Source organism: Streptomyces sp. NPDC087420 (assembly GCF_044744165.1).
GTDB lineage: Bacteria > Actinomycetota > Actinomycetes > Streptomycetales > Streptomycetaceae > Streptomyces.
Genome location: NZ_JBIUXU010000002.1, coordinates 525,572 through 551,590, shown reverse-complemented (window position 1 = coordinate 551,590; position 26,019 = coordinate 525,572). Strand labels below are relative to the sequence as shown.

Annotated in this window: 22 protein-coding genes; 7 read left to right on the top strand and 15 right to left on the bottom strand. The window is 71.2% G+C overall.

The genetic code is table 11. The annotated features are described in order from the left end of the window. Positions 1 to 41 precede the first annotated feature (41 nt). From ACIO1C_RS05930 to ACIO1C_RS05920, 3 genes are read left to right on the top strand one after another with little or no spacing between them, the layout of a single operon-like run. Positions 42 to 1,100: a hemin ABC transporter substrate-binding protein gene (locus tag ACIO1C_RS05930; protein WP_401859038.1), complete on the top strand. Its 1,059-nt coding sequence runs from the start codon at positions 42 to 44 to the stop codon at positions 1,098 to 1,100. Further along, positions 1,097 to 2,236, top strand: coding sequence for a FecCD family ABC transporter permease (locus ACIO1C_RS05925; RefSeq protein WP_401859036.1), 1,140 nt, complete (start codon positions 1,097 to 1,099; stop codon positions 2,234 to 2,236). Before ACIO1C_RS05930 ends, ACIO1C_RS05925 begins: the two co-directional genes overlap by 4 nt. Further along, positions 2,233 to 3,132: a heme ABC transporter ATP-binding protein gene (locus ACIO1C_RS05920; RefSeq protein WP_401859034.1), complete on the top strand. Its 900-nt coding sequence runs from the start codon at positions 2,233 to 2,235 to the stop codon at positions 3,130 to 3,132. The genes ACIO1C_RS05925 and ACIO1C_RS05920 overlap by 4 nt, the downstream gene beginning before the upstream one ends. A 3-nt stretch (positions 3,133 to 3,135) precedes the next feature. Here ACIO1C_RS05920 and ACIO1C_RS05915 read toward each other — a convergent pair whose 3' ends face one another. From ACIO1C_RS05915 to ACIO1C_RS05890, 6 genes are read right to left on the bottom strand one after another with little or no spacing between them, the layout of a single operon-like run. Further along, positions 3,136 to 3,591 (bottom strand): nuclear transport factor 2 family protein, encoded by a 456-nt coding sequence (locus ACIO1C_RS05915; protein ID WP_401859032.1) that lies wholly within the window; start codon positions 3,589 to 3,591, stop codon positions 3,136 to 3,138. 60 nt (positions 3,592 to 3,651) lie between these two features. Further along, positions 3,652 to 4,635 (bottom strand): oligopeptide/dipeptide ABC transporter ATP-binding protein, encoded by a 984-nt coding sequence (locus ACIO1C_RS05910; RefSeq protein ID WP_401859030.1) that lies wholly within the window; start codon positions 4,633 to 4,635, stop codon positions 3,652 to 3,654. Continuing rightward, positions 4,632 to 5,456 carry an ABC transporter ATP-binding protein gene (locus ACIO1C_RS05905; RefSeq protein ID WP_401859028.1) on the bottom strand — a complete coding sequence of 275 codons (825 nt, stop codon included), beginning with the start codon at positions 5,454 to 5,456 and terminating at the stop codon, positions 4,632 to 4,634. The genes ACIO1C_RS05910 and ACIO1C_RS05905 overlap by 4 nt, the downstream gene beginning before the upstream one ends. Then, on the bottom strand, positions 5,453 to 6,331 hold the full coding sequence (locus ACIO1C_RS05900; protein ID WP_401859026.1) for an ABC transporter permease: 879 nt from the start codon (positions 6,329 to 6,331) through the stop codon (positions 5,453 to 5,455). Before ACIO1C_RS05900 ends, ACIO1C_RS05905 begins: the two co-directional genes overlap by 4 nt. A gap of 29 nt (positions 6,332 to 6,360) precedes the next feature. Continuing rightward, positions 6,361 to 7,467 (bottom strand): ABC transporter permease, encoded by a 1,107-nt coding sequence (locus ACIO1C_RS05895; protein WP_401859024.1) that lies wholly within the window; start codon positions 7,465 to 7,467, stop codon positions 6,361 to 6,363. Positions 7,468 to 7,492: 25 nt separating this feature from the next. After that, positions 7,493 to 9,079: an ABC transporter substrate-binding protein gene (locus ACIO1C_RS05890; RefSeq protein ID WP_401859022.1), complete on the bottom strand. Its 1,587-nt coding sequence runs from the start codon at positions 9,077 to 9,079 to the stop codon at positions 7,493 to 7,495. 192 nt (positions 9,080 to 9,271) lie between these two features. On the opposite strand from ACIO1C_RS05890, the gene ACIO1C_RS05885 reads away from it, so the two are divergent. The 3 genes from ACIO1C_RS05885 to ACIO1C_RS05875 all read left to right on the top strand — a co-directional run bounded on the left by ACIO1C_RS05885 (position 9,272) and on the right by ACIO1C_RS05875 (position 12,567). Continuing rightward, positions 9,272 to 9,919 carry an Lrp/AsnC family transcriptional regulator gene (locus ACIO1C_RS05885; protein ID WP_401859021.1) on the top strand — a complete coding sequence of 216 codons (648 nt, stop codon included), beginning with the start codon at positions 9,272 to 9,274 and terminating at the stop codon, positions 9,917 to 9,919. Positions 9,920 to 10,184: 265 nt separating this feature from the next. Beyond that, positions 10,185 to 11,864 (top strand): TROVE domain-containing protein, encoded by a 1,680-nt coding sequence (locus ACIO1C_RS05880; protein WP_401859020.1) that lies wholly within the window; start codon positions 10,185 to 10,187, stop codon positions 11,862 to 11,864. Between the two features lie 91 nt (positions 11,865 to 11,955). After that, positions 11,956 to 12,567, top strand: a complete 612-nt coding sequence (locus ACIO1C_RS05875; protein ID WP_401859018.1) for a DUF998 domain-containing protein — start codon at positions 11,956 to 11,958, stop codon at positions 12,565 to 12,567. Positions 12,568 to 12,593: 26 nt separating this feature from the next. Here the strand turns inward: ACIO1C_RS05875 and ACIO1C_RS05870 are convergent, their stop codons facing one another. Next, positions 12,594 to 13,592, bottom strand: coding sequence for a LysR family transcriptional regulator (locus ACIO1C_RS05870; RefSeq protein WP_401859016.1), 999 nt, complete (start codon positions 13,590 to 13,592; stop codon positions 12,594 to 12,596). Between the two features lie 205 nt (positions 13,593 to 13,797). On the opposite strand from ACIO1C_RS05870, the gene ACIO1C_RS05865 reads away from it, so the two are divergent. Further along, the gene (locus tag ACIO1C_RS05865; RefSeq protein WP_401859014.1) at positions 13,798 to 14,775 is read left to right on the top strand and encodes an FAD-dependent oxidoreductase; all 978 of its coding nucleotides are present in this window, start codon (positions 13,798 to 13,800) and stop codon (positions 14,773 to 14,775) included. A gap of 23 nt (positions 14,776 to 14,798) precedes the next feature. On the opposite strand, the gene ACIO1C_RS05860 is transcribed toward ACIO1C_RS05865, so the two are convergent. From ACIO1C_RS05860 to eccCa, 8 genes are all read right to left on the bottom strand, one after another. After that, positions 14,799 to 15,662 carry an immunity 49 family protein gene (locus tag ACIO1C_RS05860; protein WP_401859012.1) on the bottom strand — a complete coding sequence of 288 codons (864 nt, stop codon included), beginning with the start codon at positions 15,660 to 15,662 and terminating at the stop codon, positions 14,799 to 14,801. 151 nt (positions 15,663 to 15,813) lie between these two features. Next, on the bottom strand, positions 15,814 to 16,566 hold the full coding sequence (locus tag ACIO1C_RS05855) for a hypothetical protein (RefSeq protein WP_401859010.1): 753 nt from the start codon (positions 16,564 to 16,566) through the stop codon (positions 15,814 to 15,816). Then, positions 16,563 to 19,100 carry a hypothetical protein gene (locus tag ACIO1C_RS05850; RefSeq protein WP_401859008.1) on the bottom strand — a complete coding sequence of 846 codons (2,538 nt, stop codon included), beginning with the start codon at positions 19,098 to 19,100 and terminating at the stop codon, positions 16,563 to 16,565. Before ACIO1C_RS05850 ends, ACIO1C_RS05855 begins: the two co-directional genes overlap by 4 nt. Before the next feature lie 13 nt (positions 19,101 to 19,113). After that, positions 19,114 to 19,548: a DUF6507 family protein gene (locus ACIO1C_RS05845; protein WP_401859006.1), complete on the bottom strand. Its 435-nt coding sequence runs from the start codon at positions 19,546 to 19,548 to the stop codon at positions 19,114 to 19,116. A 51-nt stretch (positions 19,549 to 19,599) separates the two neighbouring features. Next, positions 19,600 to 19,911: a pore-forming ESAT-6 family protein gene (locus ACIO1C_RS05840; RefSeq protein ID WP_401859005.1), complete on the bottom strand. Its 312-nt coding sequence runs from the start codon at positions 19,909 to 19,911 to the stop codon at positions 19,600 to 19,602. 95 nt (positions 19,912 to 20,006) lie between these two features. Continuing rightward, positions 20,007 to 20,339, bottom strand: a complete 333-nt coding sequence (locus ACIO1C_RS05835; protein ID WP_401859003.1) for a hypothetical protein — start codon at positions 20,337 to 20,339, stop codon at positions 20,007 to 20,009. A 115-nt stretch (positions 20,340 to 20,454) separates the two neighbouring features. Further along, positions 20,455 to 21,891, bottom strand: coding sequence for a DUF6177 family protein (locus ACIO1C_RS05830; RefSeq protein ID WP_401859001.1), 1,437 nt, complete (start codon positions 21,889 to 21,891; stop codon positions 20,455 to 20,457). A gap of 105 nt (positions 21,892 to 21,996) precedes the next feature. Next, entirely contained in the window at positions 21,997 to 26,016 is a 4,020-nt protein-coding gene (gene eccCa, locus ACIO1C_RS05825; protein WP_401858999.1) for a type VII secretion protein EccCa, read from the bottom strand. Positions 26,017 to 26,019: the final 3 nt, after the last annotated feature.

Below are 26,019 nucleotides of genomic sequence, written 5' to 3'. Positions count from 1 at the left end.
CACCGAACAGACGACAACAGGACGACAGGACGGTGCCGCTCGTGCGCACACGACTGGTGGGCGGTGCAGTGGTATCCGCACTCACACTCACTCTCACACTCGCCTTCACCGCGACCGCGTGCGGCGGGGGTGGGGGCGACGGCGGTGGCGACGGCGGGGGTACGGGGAACTCAACCCGCGCCGCCGAGCGGGCCGGAGAGAACGCGGCCGTCGCGGACCGCGTCGAGCCGCTCGCCGGCACCCCCGCGCCCGACCTGCCCGTCACCGTCACCTCCGCCGACGGCCGGCAGGTCACGGTGAAGAAGTCCGACCGGATCGTCCCGCTGTCCGGCAGCCTCAGCGAGATCGTCTTCACGCTCGGACTCGGGGACCATGTGGTCGCCCGCGACATCACCGCCACCTTCGAGCAGGCCGGCCGGCTGCCGGTGGTGACCCGCGGCCATGACGTGTCCGCCGAGAGTGTGCTGTCCCTGAAACCCGATCTCGTCCTCGCCGAGACCACCACCGGCCCCGCCGAGGCCATCGGCCAGATCCGCGACGCGGGCATCCCGCTCGTCACGATCGAGGGCGCCAAGAGCCTGGCCGACGTCGGCATACGGATCGGGGCGGTCGCCGACACACTCGGTGTCAGCGCGGCCGGGCGGGAGCTGACAACGCGCTCCGAGGAGCGGATCGCCGCCGTACAGAAGGACATTCCCGCGAAGCACGACCGCCCGCGTGTCGCGTTCCTCTATGTGCGCGGCTCGGCGTCGGTGTATCTGATCGGCGGCAAGGGATCAGGAGCCACCCCGCTGATCGAGGCGTCCGGAGCGGTCGACGCGGGGGCCGACAGTGGGCTGGAGAAGGACTTCACCACGATCACGACCGAGGCGCTCGCCCAGGCCGCGCCGGACGCGATCCTCGTCATGACCAAGGGACTTGAGTCGGTCGGCGGGGTGGACGGGCTGGTCGAACTGCCCGGCGTGGCGCAGACGCCCGCCGGGATGGACCGCGGGATCGTGTCGATCGACGACGGCGTCCTGCTCAACTACGGGCCGCGCACCGACCAGGTACTGCGGTCGCTGGTGGAGCAGTTGTACGGAAAAGACACCGCGAAGTGACCACACTCGACAGGCCCACCGGGACGACCCCGGCCACGGAGCGGGCCGCCCCGGCCACGAAACAGGCCACCCCACCCAAGGAGCCACCTCCACCTCCACCCCCTCCCACCCGCAGCACCACCTGGCTCCTCACCGCCGGCCTGACCGCCGCACTCGTCCTCCTCGTCCTCACCTCCGCCCGACTCGGCGCCTACGACCTCTCCACCGGCGACGTGATGGGCTCCGTCCAACGCCGAATCGGCCTGGGCGGAACCGAGTTGGACCGGGTCGGCGAGTCCGTACTCTGGAACGTCCGCTTCCCGCGCATCGTCCTGGCCCTCCTCGTGGGCGCGTCACTGGGCTGCGCGGGCGCGCTGATGCAGGGCGTGTTCGGCAACCCCCTCGCCGAACCCGGCGTCATCGGGATCTCCTCCGGCGCGGCGGTCGGCGCGGTCGGTTGCATCTCGCTCGGGCTGGACTTCCTCGGCACGTGGACGGTCCCGGTGGCCGCCTTCCTGGCGGGCCTGGCGACAGTCCTGCTGGTGTACGCGCTGTCGCGGTCGGACGGGCGCAGCGAGGTCGTGACACTGATCCTCACCGGCATCGCGGTGAACGCCTTCGCGGGCGCGCTGATCGGCCTGTTCATCTTCTTCGCGGACACCGCCGCCATCAACCAGATCACCTTCTGGCAACTCGGCTCACTCGCCCAGGCCACCTGGCCCAAGGTCCTCGCCGTGTTGCCCTGCGCGGTCATCGGTCTCGCCGTCGCCCCCTCGTACGCACGCAAGCTGGACCTGCTCGCACTCGGCGAACGGCCCGCCCGCCATCTGGGTGTCGACGTCGAGCGGCTGCGGATGGTCCTGGTCCTGGTGATCGCGCTGCTGACCGCGGCGGCCGTCTCGGTGTCCGGGATCATCGGCTTTGTCGGCCTGGTCGTCCCGCACCTGCTGCGCATGGCGGCCGGCCCCGGCCACCGCTTCCTGATCGGTGGCAGCGCGCTGGGCGGGGCGGTGGTCCTGCTGGCGGGCGACCTGACGGCCCGTACCGTCGCCGAACCCGCCGAACTCCCCCTCGGCGTGCTCACCGCGCTCTTCGGCAGCCCGTTCTTCTTCTGGCTGCTGCGCCGGACGCGCCGCAAGCAGGGAGGCTGGGCATGAGATCCCCGTCCCGGAAATCCCCGTCCCCGAAATACTCGTCTCCGAGATTCCCCTTCCCGAGGTTCACCACCCGCGAGCGCGTCGTCCCCGACCGACACAAGACAGGGTCGACCGTCGCAGAAGCTTGCGCCCTGAACGTGAGTCGGGGCAGCCGAGACGTGCTGACCGGGATCGACCTCACCTCGCGCGCGGGCGAGGTGCTGGCCCTGGTCGGCCCCAACGGGGCAGGCAAATCCACCCTGTTGGCCGCGCTCGCGGCGGATCTCGCCCCCGCCGCGGGTGAGGTACGGATCTGCGGCCGCGACGCCCGCGCCTGGTCGGCCCCCGAACTGGCCCTGCGCCGGTCCGTCCTCCCCCAAACCGCCGCGCTGGCCTTCCCGTTCACGGTCGAGGAGGTCGTACGGATGGGCCGGGCGCCCTGGTCGGGCACCGCGCGCGCGGACGAGGACGACGCGGTGGTCGCGGAGGCGATGGCCGCGACCGAGGTGACCCCGTACGCCGACCGTGTCGTCTCGACGCTGTCGGGCGGCGAACGGGCGCGGGTGGCGCTGGCCCGCGTACTGGCCCAGCGGACCCCGCTCCTGCTTCTGGACGAACCGACCGCGGCCCTGGACCTGCGCCACCAGGAGCTGGTGCTCCGCATCTGCCGCACCCGCGCGACGGCCGGCGACGCGGTCGTGATCGTCCTCCACGACCTGGGCCTGGCCGCGGCCTACGCGGACCGCGCCGCCGTACTCCACGACGGCCGCATAGCGGCCGAAGGCCCACCGGACCAGGTCTTCGAGGAGCCCCTACTGACCCGGGTCTACCGCCAACCGGTAGAGGTACTGCCCCACCCCCACACGGGCACCCCTCTCATCCTCCCCAAACGCCCGCCTCGACTCCCCACACCCTGATCGCTACGGCGTGCCGTCTATGTCCTCGTGCAGGTGCACGATCAGCCACGGGCCGTCGGGGCGGGTGCGTTGCAGGACCGCTGTGTTACGTGCCTGTACGGAGGGGGCCGTGTAGAAGTCGACCCGGAGCCAGTAGCGGGCCACCGCCAGGTCTTCGAAGATGTCGATCACCTGCCCGTACGCCGTCAGGGCGGACTCGGTGGGGCCTTCGTCGGACGTCGGCCGGGTATCGCGGACTCGGTCCAATTCCGCCTTGCCCAGGAGGAGTTCGGACGTCGCCGAATCCCAGATGGTGGCCTCCGGGTCCAGGTAGGAGTCGATGCGCGCGCGGTCGCCCGCCGTGTAGCTCTCGTACATGTCCGTGATCACCGCCCACACCGCCACGAGGTCCGGGGGTGCGCCGCCGGGCCGTGCGCTCCTGGGTGCGCTCGGCTCGGGGTGGGGCGGGGAGGCGGGCATGGTGAAGTCCTTCTGTGGGAGGGGGAGATGCAGGGGGGGGAGCGGAGGGCTTGGTTCGGGTCAGGCCGCCGTGTACAGGCGGCACGCGACCCCCGCGATCAGGTGCGGGTCCTCGCGGTCGCAGCCGTCGAAGGCGAGCGGGCAGCGCGGGTGGAAGCGGCAGCCGCTCGGGGGTGCGGCGGGGTCCGGTACGTCTCCGGGGAGTTCGGCGGGGAGCCGGCCGGCGCCGTCGGGCTGGGGGATCGCCGCCAACAGCGCCCGCGTGTACGGGTGTCGGGGGTTCGCCCAGACCTCGGCGGTGGGGCCGGTCTCCACGATCCGCCCGAGGTACATCACCGCGATGCGGTCCGCGATCAGCCGTACGACGGACAGGTCGTGGCTGATGAACAGCAACCCGGCCCCCGACTCCACCGCCAACGACCGCATCAGCGTCGCCACTTGTGACTGCGCGGAGGCGTCAAGCGCCGAGATCGGCTCGTCGCCGACCAGCAGCCGGGGGCGGGCGGCGAGCGCGCGGGCGATCGCGATGCGCTGGCGCTGGCCGCCGGAGAACTCCTGCGGGTAACGCCCCGCGTCGCCGGCCGACAGGCCGACCCGGGTCAGGAAGTCCTCCGGCGTCGCGCCGTCGGGGCCCTCGCCGCGCCCGGCCGCCGTACGGATGCCGTCGGCGATCTGCGTACCCACCCGGCGGCGGGGGTTGAGGGATCCGTACGGGTCCTGGAACACCATTTGCACGCGCGTCAGTTCGGGGTCGCGGCGCCGCACCCGGAGCGGTGTGACCGGTGTGCCGTCGAACGCGATCGTGCCCTCCTTGGCCGGGGTCAGCCCGCAGACCGCCCGGGCCAGCGTGGACTTGCCGCAGCCCGACTCGCCCACCAGCCCTACAACTTCCCCGGCCCGCACCTCCAGACTGACCCCGGCGACCGCCCGGGTCGGTTCCGCGCCGGGGCGGCGGTACTGGACGACGAGGTCCTCGATGCTGAGGAGGGGCGTGGGGCCGGGGGCCGGCACCGGGGTCAGGTGCGGGGTCTGGTGGAGGGTCATGGGGTGCTCCTTCCGGGGAGCGCGTCCAGGAGCGTACGGGTGTAGTCGTGGCGCGGTGCGGTGAGGACGCGGCCGCGCGGACCGGTCTCGACGACCCGCCCGTACCGCATCACACTGACCTCGTCGGCGATCGCCGACATCACACCGAGGTCGTGGGTGACGAGGAGTACGGCGAGGCCGAGGTCGTCGCACAGGCCGCGCAGGAGGCGCAGCACCCCGGCCTGCACGGTGACGTCGAGCGCGGTGGTCGGCTCGTCGGCGATCAGCACCTTGGGCTCGCAGGCGAGCGCGATGGCGATGGCGATGCGCTGGCGCATCCCGCCGGAGAACTGGTGCGGGTAACTCCCCAGCGCCTCCTCCGGGTTGGGGATACGGACCTGGCCGAGCAGGTCGGCGGCCCTGGCGCGGGCCGCCTTCTTGTCGAGCTTGAGGTGGTGGCGCAGGTGGTCGGTCAGCTGGTGTCCGATGCTGAGCATCGGGTGCAGGCTGGTGGACGGGTCCTGGAACACCATGCTCATCGCCCGGCCGCGCAGTTCGCCGAGCCTGCGGGGCGGCAGGGTCAGCAGCTCGGCGCCGTCGAGCTGGACGCGGCCGGTGGTGCGGGCGCCGTTCGGCAGCAGGCCGAGGACGGCGAGGCCGGTCATGGTCTTGCCGGAACCGCTCTCGCCGGCCAGTCCGTGGATGCGGCCGGGGCGAAGCGCGAGGTCGACGCCGTGCAGGATGCGGCGGGTGCCGCTCTCGGCGGGGAGGTCGACGGTGAGGTCGGTGATCTTCAGTACGTCGGCGGGCGGGGTGCCGCTCACGGCGTTGTCCGTACTCACGCCACACGCTCTTTCTCCGCGCCGAGCGTCCGCGCCGTACCGGGATCGAGGGCGTCCCGCAGCGCGTCGCCGAGGAAGTTGAAGGCGAGGACGACGGTGAGGATCGCCAGGCCCGGGAAGACCCCGATCCACCACTTGTCGAACTGCTGGGTCCCCGCCGCGACCATCGCCCCCCACTCGGCGGTCGGCGGCTTCGCGCCCAGGCCGAGGAAGGACAGGCCGGACAGCAGCAGCGTCGCCGTGCCGATGTCGAGGGTGGCCAGCACCAGCAGCGGTCCGAGGACGTTGGGCAGGACGTCCACGCGCAGCGACCGCCAGGCGGAGAAGCCCAACAGCCGCCCGCTGAGCACGAATTCGCGCGAGCGCAGGCCCATCACCAGGCCGCGGGTGACCCGGGCGTACGACGGCCAGGCGACGACGAGGACGGCGAGCACCGCGTTCTGGAGGCTGGCGCCCAGCGCGGCGGCGACGACCATCGCGAGGATGACGGTCGGGAAGGCGAACACCAGGTCCGCGATCCGCATCACGGTCTCGTCCACCCACCGCCCGAAGAACCCGGCGCAGGCCCCGAGGACCCCGCCGATCAGCAGCGACAGGGTGACCAGCAGCAGCGCGAGCGGGATCGAGACGCGGGCGCCGTAGAGCACGCGGCTCAGTACGTCCCGGCCCAGCTCGTCCGTACCGAACCAGTGTCCGGCCCCCGGCCCGGCCAGCCGGGGCAGGTCCTGCGCCAGCGGGTCGTGCGGAGCGAGCAGCGGCGCGGCCAGCACGATCACCAGCCAGAGGCCGCTGACCACACCGCCGATGACGGCGAGCGGCCTGCGCCAGGCGCGGGGCAGGCGCCGCAGCGGGTTGAACCGCCCGGACCTGCCCACTGCGGCAGACCCCCTCGACCACTTCCCTGTCACTGCACCCTCACCCTCGGATCGATCACGCCGTACAGCACGTCCACGGCGAGGTTGACGGTCAGATACACGATGCCGACGACCAGCCCGACACCCATCACGGCCGGCAGGTCGAGCGTCGTCGCACTTCGGTACGCGTACGCCCCCAGCCCCGGCCAGGCGAAGATCGACTCCACCAGGACGGTGCCCGACAGCAGCGCCCCGAAGGCCAGCCCCGCGACCGTGATCACGGGGACGAGCGCCGCCCGCAGCACGTACTGGAACAGCACCGTCCGCCCGGGCAGCCCCTTCGCGCGCGCCGCCCTGATGTAGTCCTGGCCGAGCACTTCGAGCACGGCGGAGCGGGTGAAGCGGGTCAGCAGGCCGACGGTGTACGCGGTGAGCACCAGCGCCGGGAGCACCAGGTGCCCGGCCGCGCTCCAGAACACCTGCCACTGCCCGGCGAGCGCGGCGTCGACCGTGTACAGGCCCGTGACGTGCGGCGGAGCGATCAGGTCCGGGGCGATACGGCCGCTGCCGGGCGCGATGCCGAGCCGGTAGAAGAAGATGTAGAACGCGAGCAGCGCCAGCCAGAAGGTCGGCACCGACACCCCCAGCAGGCTCACGACCCGCAGGAGCTGGTCGGTGAACCGGTCCCGGCGCAGCGCCGCGATCACCCCGAACGCCACACCCACGACCAGCGAGACGACGATCGCGGCCCCGGCCAGCTCCAGGGTGGCCGGGACGGCGGTGCTCAGGTCGGTGAGCACCGACTGGTGGCTCTGCTGGGACTCGCCCAGGTCGCCCTGGAGCAGATTGCCGAGGTACGTGACGTACTGGACCGGCAGCGGCTTGTCGAGGCCGTAGTGGTGCCGGAACTGCGCGACGATCGCCGGATCACCGACCGCCCGCTGCCCGAGGGCCGCCGCCGCCGGATCGCCCGGCACCAGGTTGGTGAGGATGAACGTGACCAGCGTCACGCCGAACGCCAGCAGTACGGCGGTCGCGGTCCGGCGGAGGAGGAAGCGGGCGAGGGGGTGGCGGGCGAGCAGCCGCCTGCCTCTGCCCTTGCCCTTGCCCTTGCCCTTGCCCTTGCCCTTGCCCATGCTCATGCTCACGCGGCTCACGCGCCCGCCACCCCCGGCCGCTCCCTTACTTGGCACCGAGCTCAGCGACATCGATCGTCCACACGGGGTTATACGCAAGGCCGGACACCGTCGACGCCGCCACGATGTGCCGGCTGGGCTGCATCAGCGGGACGAACGGCCCGCCGTCGTTGAGATCCGTCTGGATCTGCTCGTACAGCTTCTGGCGGGTGGCCGTGTCGGTCGCCGTCGCGGCCTTCTCGCCCAGCGCGGTGAGCGCCGGATCGGCGCCCGCCTTGTACCCGGCGCGCAGCCCGACCAGGCCGCCGGGCAGGAAGACGAGGTAGTCACTGGGGTCCGGGTAGTCCGGCCCCCAGTACCAGAGGCCCATCTGTTCCTTGCCGTTCCGGTAGTTGTCCAGCTCGGTGGTGGTCGGGGCCGGCGCCAGGGTGACCGTGATGCCGACCTCCTTGAGCTGCGCCTGGACCCGCTCGGCGATGGACTGGAACGACAGGCCGTCGAAGGTCAGGTCGCTCGCGTAACTGAGCTTCACCGACGGGTTCTTGACCTTGCTGGCGGCCAGCGCCGCCTTGGCCCCGGCCACGTCCCGCGCCGGCGCCTGCGCGGTGGGCAGCGCGCCGACGAAGGTCGAAGGGATGACCCCGGCGGGCTGCACGGAACCGCTGCCGCCGAGCGCCAGCAGGCTCTTGTAGTCGACGCCCTTGCGCACCGCCTCGCGGAACTTGGCGTCGGCGGTGGCGCCGCTGACGCCCGGGTCCAGGTTCAGCAGCAGGAAGACCACGTCCGAGGACGCCCCGCTGAGCACGTTCAGCCCGCCGCCGAGCCCCGCCGCCTGGTCGGAGTTCAGGTCAAGGGCTATCTGGCTGTCGCCGCGCTGCACGTTGAGCTTCTGGGTGGGCGCCTGGACGTTGCGTATGACGATCTTGTCGTACGTGGGTTTCTGCGCGCCCGTGTACTTGGGGTTCTTCGCCAGCACGACCTGCGTGTTCGCGTTGAAGGACGTCAGTGTGTACGGGCCGGAGCCGGCGGAGGTCTTGTTGAGGTACTTCTCGGCCGCGTCCGCCGCCGTCGCCGTACCGCCCCGCGCCTGCACCGCCTTGGCGTTGAGGATGCCGAGGGCGGGGTTGGGCAGGATGTTCGGCAGCGCCGGGTTGGCCTTCTTCGAGGTCAGGGTGACCGTCGAGGCGTCCGTCTTGGTGACCGTGACGCCGTCGAGCAGGAACGACGGGTTGCCCTTGAGCCCGATCACGCGGTTCAGCGAGAACACCACGTCGTCCGCCGTGACCGCGCTCCCGTCGGAGAACTTCGCCCCCTCGCGCAGGTGCAGGGTGAGTGTCCTGCTGTCCGGCGACTCCTCGTACGAGGACGCCAGCCCCGGCAGCGGCTTGGTGACGTCACTGCCCTTGAAGGTCAGGAGCGTCTCGTACAGCGCCTTGTCCACGATGCCGCCGGTCGTCTCGAACTCACGGCCCGGGTCGGCGGTCTTCAGGTTGAACGACGTGTCGACGACCAGCGTCTTCCCGCCGGAGGAGCCGGGGCCGGACGTGCCGCCGGAGCAGGCGCTGAGGGCGAGGGCGGCCAGGGTGACGAGCGAGACGGCCGCCGGGTACGACCCGGTACGCGATCTGGACATGGGTGCCTCCGAGGGCGGGGACGAGCGGAAGAAGGCGGGGCGGGGCTGAGGAGCGGTGTGGGGCGGTGGGCGGGCGTCGACGGCCGCCGGAGGGAGATCCCTGGACGTTTCACCGTAGGGTGGGGTGAAGCTAACCAACACTTCCGGCCAACGGGACCAGAACAAGACAAAAAAGCTTCGAAAGGCACGACGGTGGAAGATTTGTCAAGCCCGGGATCCTCCGGCGAACGCAGCTCTGGACGGATAGGCATCGGTCTTGCCCTGGATTCGGTACATTTCAGGATTCTGGGCGTCCTCCGGAGCCAGGGCCGGATCTCCGTGGCCGCCCTCGCCGAGCGGGTCGGCATCTCGCGCGCCAACGCGTACACCCGCTTCGAGGCCCTGCGCGCCGACGGGGTCATCAGCGGCTTCAGCGCCCGGGTCGACCCTTCCCGTATCGGCCTCGACATCTGCGCGCTGGTCTTCGTCACCGTCCGCCAGGACCTCTGGAAGCAGTTCCGCGCGAAGCTCGCGACCATGCCGGAGGTCGAGTACTGCGCCATCACCACAGGTCAGCACGATGCGATGATCCAGATCCGGGTCCCGGACGTCAGCGCCGTACACCGCCTGGTCACGGAGCAGCTCGCCAGCATCCCGGCGGTGCGTGCCACGGAGACCGTGATCATCCTGGACGAGGTGCTGCGCCGCCCGTACGTCCTCCCGACCGCCCCCCGGACCAGCGAGCCGGCGCCTGCCACCGCACCGGGCGCCTCCGGGGCGGGCCAGTTCGGCATGACCCGCTTCATCCCGGCCGCGGAGGGCCGCGCGGACCTGCAACGGGCGGCGGAGGGGGAGGACTGACCTTCGGTCGGCGATCGGCGATCGGCGATCGGCGATAAATCGGGTGCCCCTTCCCGCTCGCAGGGGTAGCTTCTGCGGTGCGCCTTCCGATGCGACGGGCCCCGGTTACTTCCCGAAAAAACCACCGGTGCCACTTTTTGATCTCGGAAGGCGCGCTCACCGCCGCTGCCACCACCTCTGCCACTCCACTGCCGCGTACCCGCCGTGTCATTCCGGCGGTGTGTCGGTGTGTTCTGTTCGCGCTGCCCACCAGGGGGACTTCTGCATGACCCGGTTCAACCGTCAGCGGGCCAAGGCCGAGGCAAGGGCAGAGGTTCAGGTTGAGATACCGGGGGTGACCGCGGGCGGGGCCACCTCGCCGCTCTCCACCCACGGGCGGTGGAGGGAACCGGTGACGCGCACCTTCGCGAGCACGGCCGCCGCGGCCGCCCCCGCGTCGCGGGTCACCAACCACCAGGGCGGGAACGGCTACGTCCGGGAGCCCAAGGACGAGCTCTTCCTGCTGGCCACCGCCAACCTGGTGGGGCAGCGGAGTTTCTACGAGGACGCGGCGGCGCGCGACGAGCGGTACGTCCGTCTCGTACGTCAACTCGCCCTCAGCGAACCCGAATGGACCCTCGGGCTGCTCGGGTGGCTGCGTACCGAAGCGCGGATGCGGACCGCCTCGCTGGTGGGCGCCGCCGAGTTCGCGCGGGCGCGGGTGGAGGCGGGGGCGGCGGGGCTGTCGCGGCAGGCCGTCGACGCGGTCCTCCAACGTCCGGACGAACCGGGTGAGTTGCTCGCGTACTGGACCTCCCGGTACGGGCGGCGGCTGCCCCAGCCCGTCAAACGCGGGGTCGCCGACGCCGTACGGCGGCTCTACACCGGCCGTGCGCTGCTCAAGTACGACACCGGCTCGCGCCCCTACCGCTTCGGTGACGTACTGGAGTTGACCCATCCCGCGCCCGCCCGGGACCGGCCGTGGCAGGGGGAGCTGTTCCGGTACGCGCTGGACCGGCGCCACCGCCCCGACCGGGCCGTGCCGCCCGCCGGTGAACCGCTCCTCGTCGCCCACCACGCGCTGATGTCCGTCCCGCCCGGGGAGCGGTACGCGCTGGTCACCGGCGAGGACGGGGGCGAGCGGCTGGCGGCGGCCGGCATGACGTGGGAGGCGCTGGCGGGATGGTTGCGGGGACCGCTGGACGCCGCCGTGTGGGAGGCCGTGATCCCCTCGATGGGGCCGATGGCCCTGGTCCGTAACCTCCGCAACTTCGACCTCGCCGGGGTCGGCGACGAGGCCGCCGCCGACGTGGCACGCCGTATCTCGGACCCGGAGGAGGTGGCGCGGTCCCGTCAGTTCCCCTTCCGCTACCTGGCCGCCCACCGCAACACGCCCTCGCCGCGCTGGGAACAGTCCCTGGAGGCGGCCCTCGGCCACTCGCTCGCCAACGTGCCCGCGCTGCCCGGCCGGACGCTGGTCCTGGTGGACCGCTCGGGCTCGATGTTCGACCGGCCCAGCGCGGGCACCGAACTCAACCGGGCGGACTCCGCCGCCATCTTCGGCACCGCCCTGGCCGTCCGGGCGGAGCGCGCCGACCTGGTCGAGTTCGGCTCCGACAGCAGGCCGGTGGAGGTCGGGCCCGGCGAGTCCGTCCTCCGGGCGCTGAACCGGTTCCACAGCCTCGGCGGTACGGACACGGCCGGGGCCGTCAGCCGGCACTACCGGGAACACGACCGGGTGGTCGTCGTCACCGACGAGCAGGCGCACTGGACGCCGCCCGGCCACGAGCCGCTCGGCGCCGTACCCGAGCACGTCCCCACCTACACCTGGAACCTGGCGGGGTACGCGTTCGCCCACACCGCCCCGGGCCCCCACCGCCACACTTTCGGCGGCCTCAGCGACGCGGCCTTCCGCCTGATCCCGCTGCTGGAGTCGGGGCGGGGGGCGGGGTGGCCCTGGGAGTAGGGGACGGGCGGACGGGAGCCACGGCGTATTTACGTTCTGGTCGTCCGCGTGTGAGGAGAAATGCAGGGAATAAGGCATTTAGGCTGATCTGATGCGACTCGCTCCCTGGTGGGCCTTGCTCTCGTCCGGGTCCGCTCCCCTCCTGCTGGTCGGTGGGTGGGCGACCGCGGAGGTGTTGCAGGGACCCGGCTACGACCCCGTCACCCAGACGATCAGCATCCTGGCGGCCTATGGCGCGCCCGGCTACTGGGTGATGAACGCCATGCTGGTCACCCTGGGCACGTGCTACCTGGCCACCGCCCGCGGGCTCCGGGCCGCGAGGTTCCCCGGACGGCTGGCGCTCGCGGGCGGTGGCGTGGCGGCGATCGCGCTGACCGTCTTCCCCGCGCCGGTCCGCGGGGGCAACTTCGGCCACGGGACCGTGGTCACGATCGGATTCGCCCTCATGGCGGCGTGGCCGGTACTGGCCGCCCATCGCACCGGAACGGGACCGTGGGCGCTCCAGCTCCCGGCGTCGATCGTGGCGAGTGCGCTGATGGTGCTGGGGGCGGCGTGGTTCCTGGTCGAGTTGCAGAGCGGCGGAGCCGCCGGCGTCGCCGAACGTGTCCTGACCGCCGCCCAGGCCCTGTGGCCCCTGCTTGTGGTGACCTCCTGCCTGCACCACCCCGCGCGCGAAAGCAGTGAAAGCCGCGAAACGGCGTAACCCCGCCAGGGTCACCCCCCCTCGGCCTACGGCTGATCAGGGCCTGCCACTCCACCGGCCGCCCCACCCGTGACTCCACTGGCCGCCCCACCCGTGACCCCACCGGCCGCCCCACCCATGACCCCGCCGGCCCCCTCACCCGCCGCCCCGCCACCCCCCACCAACGGCAGCAGCAGGTTCACCACGCGCAGGTCGGCGCCCGGGTGGTACGCCAGCGCCAGGGGGACCGTCGGTACGGGCGCGCTCAGGTGGCGCAGCCGTACGCCGGGAAGCCGCAGCGCGTGCGCGCGGCCCGCGGGGACGGCCGAGATGCCGTGGGCGGCGGCCACCGCGAGCAGGAGCTGCTCGTCGTCGGGCTCCTGCCGGACGATACGGGGGCCGTTCGGCCAGACCTGACGGGTGATCAGGTCGTGCATGCCGGGCCCGTTCTCCCGGGGGAAGAGGATCACCGGTTCGTCGGCGATCTGCTCACGGGTGATCCTGGTACGTAACCCGGCGAGCGGGTGCCCGGCCGGCAGCGCCAGCAGCAGCTCCTCCTCGGACAGGACGAGGTAGCGCAGCTCGGGGGCCTCGTCGATGGGCGGCCGTACGAAGGCGGCGTCCAGCCGGCCCGCGCGCAGCTCCGCGACGTTGTGCGCGGTCCAGCCGGTCTGGACGCTCAGCTCGATGTCCCCGTACCGGCTGCGGAACTCACTGACCAGCGCGTCGACCACCCCGCCCCGCGCCGAACGGGTGTACGCGAGCCGCAGCCGCCCGGCGCGGCCGTGCACCGCGGCCTGGATGCGCCGCTCGGCGGCCTCGGCCTGGCGCAGGAGGCGGCCCGCCTCCTCGGCGACCACCACACCGACCGGCGTCAGGGAGCACCCCTTGGACTCCCGGAGAACAAGCTGGGCGCCGACCTGCCGTTCGAGCGCCTGGATCTGCTGGCTCAGGGCGGGCTGGGCGATGTGGAGCCGCCGGGCGGCCCGGGTGAAGTTCAACTCCTCCGCCAGCACGGCGAAATAGCCCAGTCGTCGCAGGTCCATGAGCCGATGGTAAGGGCCGCCCCCGGCCCCCATCCAAGACGAGTTTCGGGCCCACCGATAAGCGGCCCGTATCGCGATAGGCACCCCGTATCGCCGCCGCGAGAAAGCGTCTTGGACAAGGTCCGGCCGTACCTGGCGTCCTGGAAGAACGCCCCGGAGGCCACGCGGTCCGAGCCGGGGAATCAGCGGACGGGAGGGACCCACCATGAAACCGGAGAAGTCCATGAAGGCGGACGTCGTGGTGGTCGGAGGCGGGATCATCGGACTCACCACGGCGATACGGCTGCTCGAACTCGGCGCGAGCGTCCTGGTGGTGACCGACGAGGCACTGCCCGCCAGGACGTCGTCGGTGGCGGCGGCGGTCTGGTACCCGACCGGTATGCGGGCCGGCCGCGACATCACCGTCCGGGCGTCGGACACCTACGCCGAACTCGCCCGCCAGGCCGCCGACGGAACGCCCGGGGTCACGCTCGGCCCCTGCCGGATGTACACCTCACCCCACGACGACGAACGTCCTTGGTGGGCAACGGCCGTACCCGGCCTGCGCCCCCTCCGTACGAACGAGGCGAACGGGCCCTGGACGGAAGGCTGGTCCTTCGACGCGCCGACGGTCGACATGCCGGTCTACCTCAACTGGTTGGTGACCCGCTTCCTGGCGGCGGGCGGACTGCTCCACCACCGCAGAATCAACCACCTTTCCGAGGCGGCCATGTGGGCCCCCCTGATAGTCAACGCGGCAGGCCTGACAGCGGGTTCACTGTGCGGCGACCCCACGATGACTCCGGTACGGGGCCAACTCGTCCGAGTGGCCAACCCGGGACTACGCACCTCCCTGCGCGTGCAGGACCACCCGGAGGGCTACACCTACATCCACCCGCGCGGTATGGACATCGTGCTGGGCGGCACGTTCGACGTGAACCGCTGGGAACTGTCCCCCGACCCCGCCACGGCATCGGCGATCCTGGCGCGCTGCACCGCCCTCGAACCCCGCCTGGCCGACGCCCCCGTCCTCTCCCACCCGGTCGGCCTACGCCCCCACCGCCCCGCCGGCGTCCGCCTGGAACACGACCCCCACCTCCTCCCCACCACCCCTGTGATCCACAACTACGGCCACGGCGGCTCAGGAGTCACCCTCTCCTGGGGCTGCGCCAACGAGGCGGCACGCCTGGTGGCGACGACATGACTCCAGTACGTCTCGCCGTCACATCAGGTGGGGAACTCGCCCACCCAGCCGCGCTCGAGGAGGTGCTTGGGCAGGTATTCGGACTCGACGTCGATCGGGATGCCACCGTCGTAGGCGAGGCAGGCGATGGCCAGGGGGCCGAGGGCGATACTGCCGGAGATGTCCGCCGCTCGGTCCTCGTCGAGGGTCCAGTACATCTTGTGCAGGTGCAGGGCCTCTTCCAGGGCCGGGCCGAAGCCCTCCTCGTTCTTGCGCACAAAGTTGTAGAAGAGATTGATCGGCGGATACATCAGACCCTGGAGCATGTCCTTCGGAGTGATCCGCGCGACCGAGGGATCCGACGCCTGGAGCGTGGCGGTGAGCTTCTCCACCAGGCCGGGCCGTCGCTGCCAGTACGTCTGGAGCACATCGACCCAGTGGTAGATGTACTCGTCGTACTTTCCCTCAGGGGAGCGCAGCCGCTCCAGCGGGATGTCACACAGCCGTGTCATCCGCCCCTGATCACGGCAGACCACCGCCAGCCAGAACGCCGTCAACCAGTTCCCCGCGTCGGCGGACGGCATCGGGCCGGCGGCAGGGAGATCCCACAGCTTCCGGTCGATCCGGTATTCGACGGACCCCTCACTCACCGCCGTCACCTCGAACAGCGCCGAGCCCAACTGCATCGCGTTGACCACGGCTTCCCACGTCTCCACCGCCGCCGCCCGTGGATCGACGACGCTTCGGGCATTCACCATGAGGAGAGCCGTACTGAACGTGGAGTCGATCAGAAACGTCGAGTGTTCAAGACGGTTCATCTCCTTGGACAGGTGCTCGCCCAGCCGCTCCGCGTACCTCTCGGCGTCGGCTCCCCCTGCCAGCCCATGCCGGGCAACAACTACGGACATGGAAGAGTCCCCTTGCTCATGTCGAACTTTCGACGTCTGTAGGCGTGGATCGCATCGAGGGCTGTCAGGTGTCGTACTCACCGATCCAGTTGCGCTTCAGGAGCGCCCTGGGGCCGAACCAGAGGTTCTGGAGGGTCTCCACCACGCGTAGCTACCGGGAGTTGTCCGGCACAGCTGACCCGATGAGTTCGGCCGCCTCCATCTCGTCCAACGGGACCCAGCCGGCATCCTTCATGTCTTCCTCCAAGGCCGGCAGCAAATCCGTCGGCTCCCAGTGGAGGTCCTGGCTGAACACCTCGTCACGCCACTCATCCCGGAGCTCGCGGCGCCTCAGAAGAGGGCCCCCACCGCCGGGCGCCGTGTAGTACGAGATGCTGCCCTCGGCGTCCACGGCATCGAGCATCACGTCGCTGAGCGTACTGAGACGCGGAGTATCGAGGTGCCCTTGCAAAGTTCCAGGCCTGAACAACACACCCGTCAAGTCGAGAAAACCGGCGTTGTCACGAAAGAACTCCCCGCCCCGCTCATAGAAACGGACCAGAGGTTCGTAGAGATCAGGAAGGTCGGGAAGCGAAGCCGGCCGCTGCGCTCGGAGCTCCGCCATCCGCACCGCACCTGCACAGGTTCGCTTGAGAGCCTTGCCGGGAACACGGCTGAGGAATTCTTCGAGCTCCGAGGCCATTTCCGAGGAGAGACGGAAATCAGAGTCCACAAACTCCGTGACGTCGAAGAACGGCCACACGCTCTCCGCGGAGTACGCCTGGGCCCACTGGGCAGCACGGCGCAGATATTCGCGCATCAGCACACGGCGCGACATGACGCGCTCGAACGCGTAGTCCCAGTCACCCGCCCACTCCACCGCGCGAAGACGATCCAGCATGGCGGATGACGTCTGATCGGTCACTTCGGCTCAAATCCCTTCGATCGCAGCTCCTCGAAGAGGGCTGCGACCACCTCGTCTATGTTGGAGAGACCGGGCGTCAGCTCAACCTTCGGAACCTCGAGACCCAGCCTCTGCCAATGATTGAACCCGCCCCTGTTCTCAGTCGCGGCCAGTTCGTGCGCGCCTGCGTCTTCCCAACGTTTGGGCCAATCGTGATAGTACCCAGAATTACCCTCGTTCTGGAAACTCTCCCAAAGGTGTGGCTCGTCACGAAGATACGGCAGACCCGCCTCGATCAATTGGCTCTCTACGTACTCATGAGCAATATAACGCTCGAAGGTCCTGGCCTCGTCGGGTTTCAGATCGCGCCGACCAGCCGCTTCCCAAATCGTGGCGATATCGTCGCGGGGTGTGAAGTACGCCTGCCGTACAACACCGGGACTTTGAGCCACCGCGTGCTCCGTGAGGAAAAAATGGGTTCTGACGCGATCCAACACGTCAACGCTGAGACCGGTGTTCTGCGCAATGCGCTTGATATCGAGAACGTCCGGATTGGCCCGGACTTCGTCGTAGAAACGCGCTGCCGCGACATCGTCGACAGCAGGCTCGTCCACATACCGAGCGCCGTCCGGACGAACCTCCGACGCCCCGGGGAGTAGCGAGTCGTCAACGCCGTTGACCGGTCCGTCAGGCAAGGAGCCGCCCCCGCCGTGGCCACCGGTCGGGTGGCCCGGGCCAGTGTCTCCGTGACCGCTCGCCCCGCTGTCACCGTGGCTGCCCGCCGGAGTGTCCGAGTGGGACGAACCGCCCGGTGTGGCGTCGTGGCCCGCGCCTGGCGGGCGCTCGGTGTGGCCGCCGGTGGGTGGTTCGTGGCTGGCGGAGGGGCCGCGGGCCAGGTCGTCGGCCCGGCCCCCCGGGAGGTGGTTGCCCGCTGTGCCGCCCGGAAGGTGATTGCCCGCTGTGCCGCCCGGGGTTTGGTCGGCCTGCCGGGTGGGGGTGTTGTCGGCCACGCGGGCCGGGTCGGAGATGTCCGAGCCGAGTCGGATCACGTCGTCGCCTGTGCGGGCGCCCGCCCCCACCAGGGCCGGTTCCCTGACCGGGGTCTCCACCCGCGGGGTGTCCGCGCCCGCGGTGGGGGGCTTTTCGGCGCGTGCGTCCTCGGCGCGGTGGAGGACGCTGCCGTCCTCCTTGAGGATGTTGCCCTCGCCGTCCAGGAAGCGGGGCGCGCCCTCGACCGGGAGGCGGACCGTGCCCGGGGGGAGGGCCGTTGTGCCTTCCGGAAGGCGGACCGTGCCGTCCGGGAGTTTCGCCGCGCCCTCCGGGAGCGCCGCGCCCTCCGGGAGGCGGATCGTGCCGTCGGGAAGTTTCACGGCGCCTTCCGGCAGGGCTATCGTGCCCTCCGGGAAGGCCGGGAGGTTGACGTTGCCCAGGCCCTTGAGGCCCGCCATGACGTCGCCGATCTTCGACAGGCCCGCACCCGCGCCCTTGAAGACATACGTCATCGGGTCGATGGCCCGGCTCGCCTTCCCCGCCACGGACAGCACCTTCGCCGCCGCGCCCGCCTTGCCCGCGCCCGCCGCCGCGCCACCCGTACCACCGGTGAACACCGTCGTCACCACGTTGAACGTGACCGCGCCGGCCGCGCGGGACGGGTTCTCGCTCCACTGGTCCCACGCCAGCAGCGCCTTGCCCGTCTCCTTCATCGCCGTACGCGAATCACGCAGCCAGGACGGCAGCTTGTCGGCCGGCGCCGCCCAATAGGCCGCCCCCACACCGGGGATGGCCGTGATCAGTACGCCGGTGGCCAGCTTGCCCAGGCCCGTCCACGCCTGGCCCGCCGCGTCCCAGCCACTGAAACCCACCAGCGTGCCCAGGCCCTTGATCGTGCCCCAGACGCCGTCGACGACGATGCCCTTGCCGAAGTCGTACGCGTGCTCCCACACCTGCCACCACGGCACCGACTCCGCCACCGCGTCACCCCACGGCAGGCTCTTCGACTGCTTCAACGCCTCCGCGTCATAGCCGTACATGCCCGGCTGGTTGGAGCCGTCGTTCACCTTCAGAGGCGTCCCGCAGAACAGCGCCACGATCTTCGCGTACGCCGCGCGTTCCACCTCCTGGAACGCCGTCCACACCTCGGCGACCTCGTTGCGCCGGTCGAGGTTCTCCTCGATCAGGTCGCCGTCCTCGCGCCACTTGTCGTCGTCCGCGACCTTCGCCCGGAAGGCGGTCGCCTCCGCCCGCAACGCGTCCAGCTTGTCCTTGAGCGGCCGCGCGTCGTTCGAGTACGTCCCCAACGCGCCCGCGATCACACACAGGTCGGAGCTGAGCGAGAGCCCGATGTCCGACACCGGCTTCGTCACCGCGAACAACTGCTCCGCCTCGGGCGCCTGATAGAACGCCCGCAGCCCGCCGAAGCTCGTGTGCACGTCGCTCGTGGCGGTGGAGATCTTCGGGCCGGCGCCCGAGATCGCCTTGACCTTCTCGTCCAGCAGCTCCAGATTCCCGGTGAACACCGGAATCTCCGCCGGGTCGACCGGCGCGTCCCCACTCATTCGTGCCCCCCGGTCATTTGTGCCCCCCGGCCGCTTCCCTCAACGACTCCAGCTGAACCGCCTTCGCCGCGTCCTGGGCGTGCTTCGCGGCCTCCAGGTCACCCTCGATGTACTCGTTGGTGGCCGTCGCCGCCCCCAGGATGGACGCCTCGATCCGCTCGGCCATCGCCTTGAAGTCCGGCTGGCGGCTGCCGAGATACTCCCCCAGCGCCGCGGCCACCGGACCCGTCGCCTTCGCCCGCAAGGGCGCCTGGCCCACCGCCACCGGACCCTGCAACGGCGCACCGCTGTGCACCATCGAGCCCGGGACCGCCGTCCCCGCCGCCTGCGCGGCCTCCGCCATGTCCGCCACCAGCGCGGTCAGTGCCTTCTCCAACTCGCCCGCGTGCGTGCCCACGGTCTTCAACTGACCCTGCACACCCTGCGGTTTGATGTCCCACGACGCCATGACGCACGCTCCCCCGTGAACCGGACCGTCAACTCACCCTCATGACCGGGGTCAGCCGATGTTGTCGACCGCCGACTTCGCCCGCGACAGCGTCTGCTGCGCCGTCCCGTCGTTCTTCTCCAGCGTCGTCTTCAGCAACTGGATGATGTTCTTGACCTCTTGGGACGCGCTGGTCCAGCGCAGTTCCTTGCCGTGGTAATCGTCCGCCACGCCGTCCGCCGCGAAGTCCGACATGGCGGCCTTCACCTGCGCGTCACGCGCCGCGATCACCGACTCCAACTGGCCGATCACCGACTGGAGGTTGCCCTGCGCCTCCGTGGACGCTCCCGTGTCGTACGAACGACGGTCACTGCCAGCAGCCATCACAATCACTCTCCCCGTGAGCTGTGCTTCATGAGATGTGCTCCATGAGATGTACTCGATCCGGTCAGGGTCGGGTACGGCCGTACGTACGCCCCTCAGCGGCCCGAGAAGCGCGCCGCGTCGAAGTTCGCCGCCGACATCTGCGACTGCGCGTTGTCGCCCTGCTCCTGGTCACCCGAGCCGAACGCCGACTCCATCCCCGACTGACCGCCGAGGATCGCCGACAGCGCGCCGTTCAGCGCCGCCGTGATCTCGTCCGACCGCGACTTGAACGAGTCGAACGCCACCTTGCCCGCGCCGTTGAACTTCCCCTCCAACGGCTCCGCCGCCTGCACCAACTGCCGGATCAGCACGCCCAGATCCGTACTCGAACCCTGCGACTGCGACATCAGCGTCGACAGGACCTGCGTCCCCATGTCGAACTTCATCGGACTCCCCCCGGTCGTTCCGAACGAATGCACGTCCCTCCATCCCTATCAACCCAGCCGTCACAAACGCAATCAGTTATCAGCTGACTGTGACCAACACATGACATGACACCGCTCACACCCCCTCGGTGCCCTCAGCGCCCTTCAAGTGCCGCATCAGGCGCTCGAAGTCCGCCCATCCCGCCAGGTCGGAGGGGTCGCCCGGCAGCGGGTAGTAGAGCGCGGGACGGGCCTTCGGGCCCAGGGACACGGGGGGTTCGGGCAGCGGCGTGTGCCGGGCGCGGTCGCCGGGCATCGTACGGACCTCCTCCGCGCCGAGCACGAAGGCCACCGGGACACCCGGACCCTCGAAGCGCGGCGGCACCCCCAGATCGCGCCGTGCTTTGCGGAGTTGAACGAGCATCGACTGGAGGTGATGGCGCGTGGCGAGCACCTCCGCGGTCCGGCGCAGGGCCTCCAACGGCGGTTCCTCACCGGCCCCGTAGCCGAACGCCAGCCTGACGTCCTCCTCGACCCCCGCCTTCGTACGGCTGATACGGACGGTGGCGAGACCGGGCCGCTCCGGGGTGCCGACCACCACGGCCCACGTCGGCTCGGGTGCCCGCCCGAAGGCGACCTCGGTCAAACGAGCAGGCGACCAGGGGAGATTGGCCGGCTCCGCGGTGCCCCACCCCGCCGGGGGCCCGCCGGTCAGCTCGCGCCACACCGACTCCAGCGCGCCGCCCAGGACCAGCCGGTCGTCCGCCGGATGCACCGCCCGGAAGGAGACGGCCAGTTGGCGCTCACCGGTGTCCGCCACCTCCTGGAAGGCCGCGGCCACCGGGGTACGGGGATCGTCCGGCGTCGCGCCGGCCGCCACGACCGTCCCGAACATGCCGTCCTGCCACCGCAGTACGGCGCCCGAGAGGCCGTCGTAGTAGCCGTCCCGCTCGTCCTGTACGACCCACCGCGACGGCCAGCCGCCCAGGCTGTCGCGGACGGCCGGCGAGAGCGTGGTCCCCGCCGGGCTGACGATCTGGAGGCCCAACTCGGCCTGAGCGGTGGCCCGGAAGGCGTCGGACAGCCAGGCTGTCATGGCGACCACCGGACGGTCCTGGATGACCACGGCGACCTTGTCGGTCAGGACGTCGACCGCCGGCTGCGCGGCGGCCGGCGCGGGCGCGACACTCACCCCGTCGGTCTTCACCACGGCCAGCGAGCGCGCCGCCGCCCTCGGCCAGGCGGTGCCGCCGGCCAGCGAGGCCAGCCTCGCCGCGAAGGTCCCGGCGAGTCGCTCGGCCTCCTCCACCCCGGTGGTGGCACGTGCCTCCGTCCACCAGAACGGAAGCGGCGGGGGTACGGCCCCGAGGAGCCGCTCGGCCTCACCCGCGACCTGGACGAGCAGCGGCGCCTCCACGGAGATCAGCGGGCGGCCCTGCTCGTCACAGAGTTGTACGACGGCGCCCTCGCCCTCCGTACCCACCAGCTTGTCGGGGCCGCCGGACAGCAGACCCGCGAGCACACTCAACGGGTCGGGCATGCGCGGGGTGAGGGCGATGACGTCCTTGGTCATGGGGTCGTCCGTCCTTCGAGTGGTCGGTGGGTGTCGATCGGTGGCCGGCGCGTGTCGATCCGTGGCCGGTGGGCGGTCGTCGGCGCCGGTACGGACGGTCGTACGTCATCCGGCAGCCCCGTACACCGTCTGGATCAGCCGGTTCGCCTGCCCCCTGCGGATGAACACCCCGCGCCCGGCGGGCTGTTGTGTCGCGTACACCCCCGGGAACAGCTGCCCCTCGCTTCGGTCCCCCGCCATCAGCACCGCCGACGCCCCCGACTCCCGCAAGCCCTGCACCAGCGGCTCGTACATCCCCCGCGACGCACCCGCGACCCGGCGCGTCAGGACGAAGTGGAGCCCGATGTCGACCGCCGACGGGATGTACGGCAGGAACGCGGCGAGCGGCGACTGGCCCGCCGTGGTCAGCACGTCGTAGTCGTCGACCAGGACCACGATCCGCGGGCCGCTGCCCCAGCTGCCGGGCTCCAGGTCCTCCAGCCGCGCGCCGTCGTCCGGCAGCCGCTTGGCCAGCTCGGTGGCGATCCCGTTCGAAAGACCGGTGCACATCTTGCTGTTGTACGCGTACCCGCCGTTGAACTCCTCCGGGATCGCGCCGCGCAGACTCCGCCGCGGGTCCATCACCGCGAAGACCAGGTCGTCCTCGCCGTACCGGTCGATGAGGCCGGCGGCGACGGTCCTCAGCAGGTTCGTCTTGCCGCACTCGCTGTCCCCCAGCACCAGCAGGTGCTGGTCGTGCCCGAACAGGTCGAGCAGGACGGGCGCGAGCGCCGCCTGGTCCAGCCCGATCGGCACGCGCCGCGGTTCGGCGACCGGGCCCGGCAGGAGGTGCGGCTCCAGGACGTGCGGCAGGATCCGTACGGGCTGGGCGACGTCACCGCTCCACGTGGCCCGGATCGTACGGGCGGTGCGCTCCAGCACGGCGCCGAGGTCCGCGACGTCCACCACTCCGTCCGTACGCGGCAGCGCGACCTGCGCGAACAGCTTGGCGTCCGTGAGGACCCGGCCCGGCTCGTCCGGCGACAGCGTCTCGGCGAGCTTGCGGTCGACGCTGGAGTCGGTCGGGTCGTTGAGGCGCAGCTCGACGCGCGTGCCGAAGTTCGACTGCGTGGCGATGCGGACGTCGTTCCAGCGCAGCATGCCCGCGACGACGTGGATGCCGTACCCGCCCCCGCGCTTGAGGATGTCCACGACGGCGTCGTCCAGGTCCTCGAAGTCGTCGCGCAGCGCGCCGAATCCGTCGATGACGAGCACGATCTCGGCGGAGGCCAGACCGGGCAGCCGGCCCGCCGCGTGGAGGGTACGGAGCTGCTCGACGGAGTCGATGCCGTGCTCGCGGAAGAGGTCCTCGCGGGCGGCGAGCATGTTCCGTACCTCTTCGACCGTACGGGCAGCCCGCTCGCGGTCGGCGCGGCCCGCGATGCCGCCGACGTGCGGCAGTCCTGACAGCGCCTGGAGGCCGCCGCCGACCAGGTCGAGGCCGTAGACGCCGACTTCCTGGGGGGTGTGGGTCAGGGCGAGGGAGAGGACGAGGGTGCGCAGGAGGGTCGTCTTGCCGGACTGCGGGCCGCCGATGACGGCGGCGTGGCCGCCCGCGACCGTGAGGTCCAGGTACCACTGGCCCTGCCACTGCCTGGTCGGGTCGTCGAGGAGCCCGAGGGGCACCCGCAGCGGGCTCCGGCCCCGGCCGCTCCTGCCCTTCGTACGGTCCACGCCCCCCTGCGCGTCCGCCAGTTGCATCCCCCGCGGCCCCACGTCCAGCTGCCCCGCGGCCTGGTCCAGCGTGAGGGCGTCCGGCAGTGGCGGCAGCCAGATGCGGCGCACCGGACCCGCCGCGTCGTTGAGCTGCCCGACGATGACGCCCATCTCGGTCGGCCCGGTCTCGCGCCGCCGCGCCGACGGCTCCTGCTTGCCCGAACCCTCGTTCGCCGCGAGGGTGTTGAACGCCTCGTACTCCAGCGCGAGCGGCCCCGTGTCCTCGTCCTCCGCGCGCCGCACCGGACCGCGATACGCGCCGGAGACGTAACTCGCCTTGAAGCGCTCGTAGTGGCTGGTGTCGACCTTGAGGTAGCCGAAGCCGGGCAGCGGCGGCAGGTGGAAGGCGTCCGTCGTGTCCAGGACCGTGCGGGACTCGTCGGCGGAGAAGGTACGCAGGCCGAGGCGGTACGAGAGGTACGTGTCCAGGCCCTTGAGCCGGCCGCCCTCGATGCGCTGGCTGGAGAGCAGCAGGTGCACCCCGATGGAGCGGCCGATGCGGCCGATGGACAGGAAAAGGTCGATGAAGTCGGGCTTGGCCGTCAGGAGTTCACCGAACTCGTCGATGACGACGAACAGGTGGGGCAGCGGCTCCAGTTCGGGCCGCCGCTCGGCGCGCAGGGCCGCGTAGTCCCCGATGTCGGCGATGTTGCCCGCGTCCTTGAGCACCTGCTGGCGGCGCTTGACCTCACCCGCGAGCGAGGCGTGGACGCGCTCGACCAGGCCGGCCTGGTTCTCCAGGTTGGTGATGACCCCGGCGACGTGCGGCAGTTCGGCGAACGGCGCGAAGGTCGCCCCGCCCTTGTAGTCGACCAGGACCAGGGCGAGATCCTCCGGCGGGTGTGTGGCCACCAGGGCGAGGACGAGCGTCCGGAGGAGTTCGGACTTGCCGGAGCCGGTGGCGCCGACGCACAAACCGTGTGGGCCCATGCCCAGTTCGGAGGACTCCTTGAGGTCCAGGAGCACCGGTTCGTGGGAGTCGCTGACGCCGATCGGCACGCGCAGGAACGCGCGTTCGCCGCGCGGCGCCCACAGGCGGGCCAGGTCGAGCCGCGCCACGTCGTCGATGCCGAGGAGGTCGGCGAAGTCGACGGGCCCGGCGAGGGGGGCGTCGCCGAGCGACTCGGCGGACAGCCGCATCGGCGCCAGCATCCGGGCCAGGCCCTCGGCGAACGGGATGCTGACCTCGTCCACCGTGCCGTGGGCGCTGACCGGTTCCTCCGCGCGGAGGTCCTCGATGACCACCTGGTCGCCGTCCACGGTGATCCGTACACCGACGTGTCCCGGCTCCTGGATCCGCTGGTCGAGCAGGTGCAGGACGGTGACACCCATCTCGCGCAGGCCGACGGCGTCGTCGGGGAGCGGCAGGTCGACCGCGTCCTCGCCGTGTCCGTCGGTGACGACGAGCAGCCGGGACGTCATCGACAGGGCGTCCTTGCCGGACAGGCCGCGGCGCACCTCGGCGGCGTAGGAGGCGCGGCGGCGCAGCTCGGGGCCCAGCTGGCGCGCGAGTTGGGGTGCGGAGGGGGCGATACGGCGGGCGGCGACGGGGCCGTCGAACTGCTCGGTGTCCAGCAGGTGCGGCATCCACTTGGCCCACTCCCAGTCGGCGAGCCGGTCGCCGGGGGCGGCCAGCGCGATCGCCACGTCGTCGGGGGCGTGCAGGGCGGCGGCCTGGACGAGCAGGGCGCGGGCGACGCGCAGGCAGTCCTCACGGGGGCCGATCACGCTCACGTTGCCGACGCGGTCGAGCGGGACGGTGAGCGGGAGTTCGGTGCCGGTACGGAAGCGGGCCATCAGTGACGACGCCTCGTTGAGCATGAAGCGGTCGGGCGGGGTGAGGACCGAAGAACCCTGCTGGGCGACCTTCAGATCGCGTACGGGCATCTCGCCGGTGCCGACGCGCACGCGCAGGAAGTCGCCGTCGGCCCTGCGCCGTTCCCACAGCCGGGCCGGGCCGCGCACGATGTCGTACAGCGCGTGCGGCGGCGGGTTGAGGACGTCGGCGCGCTCGCGCCGCTCGCGTTCCTCGGCGGAGAGTTCCTCGCGCAGGTCCTCCAAGTAGGCGAGGTACGCCTCGCGTTGGGTGCGGCGGGTGCGCTGGGCCTTGCCGCGCTGCGAGAAGAGGAGCGCGACGGTGCCGATGATGGTGACGACGAGGATGAGCGCGCCGAGCGCGGCGAACTGGCTGTTCCGTACGACCGTCATCATCACGACGGACGACATGACGCCGGCGACGGGGAGCAGCGACATCGCGATGTTCCCCGCCTTGCCCTCGGGCAGGTTGGGCGGGGCCTCGATGACGCGCGCCTCGGAGGCGGCCGGGGGGCGGGTGGTCCTGGCCGGGCGGTGGATCAGTCGGGTGCTCATCGT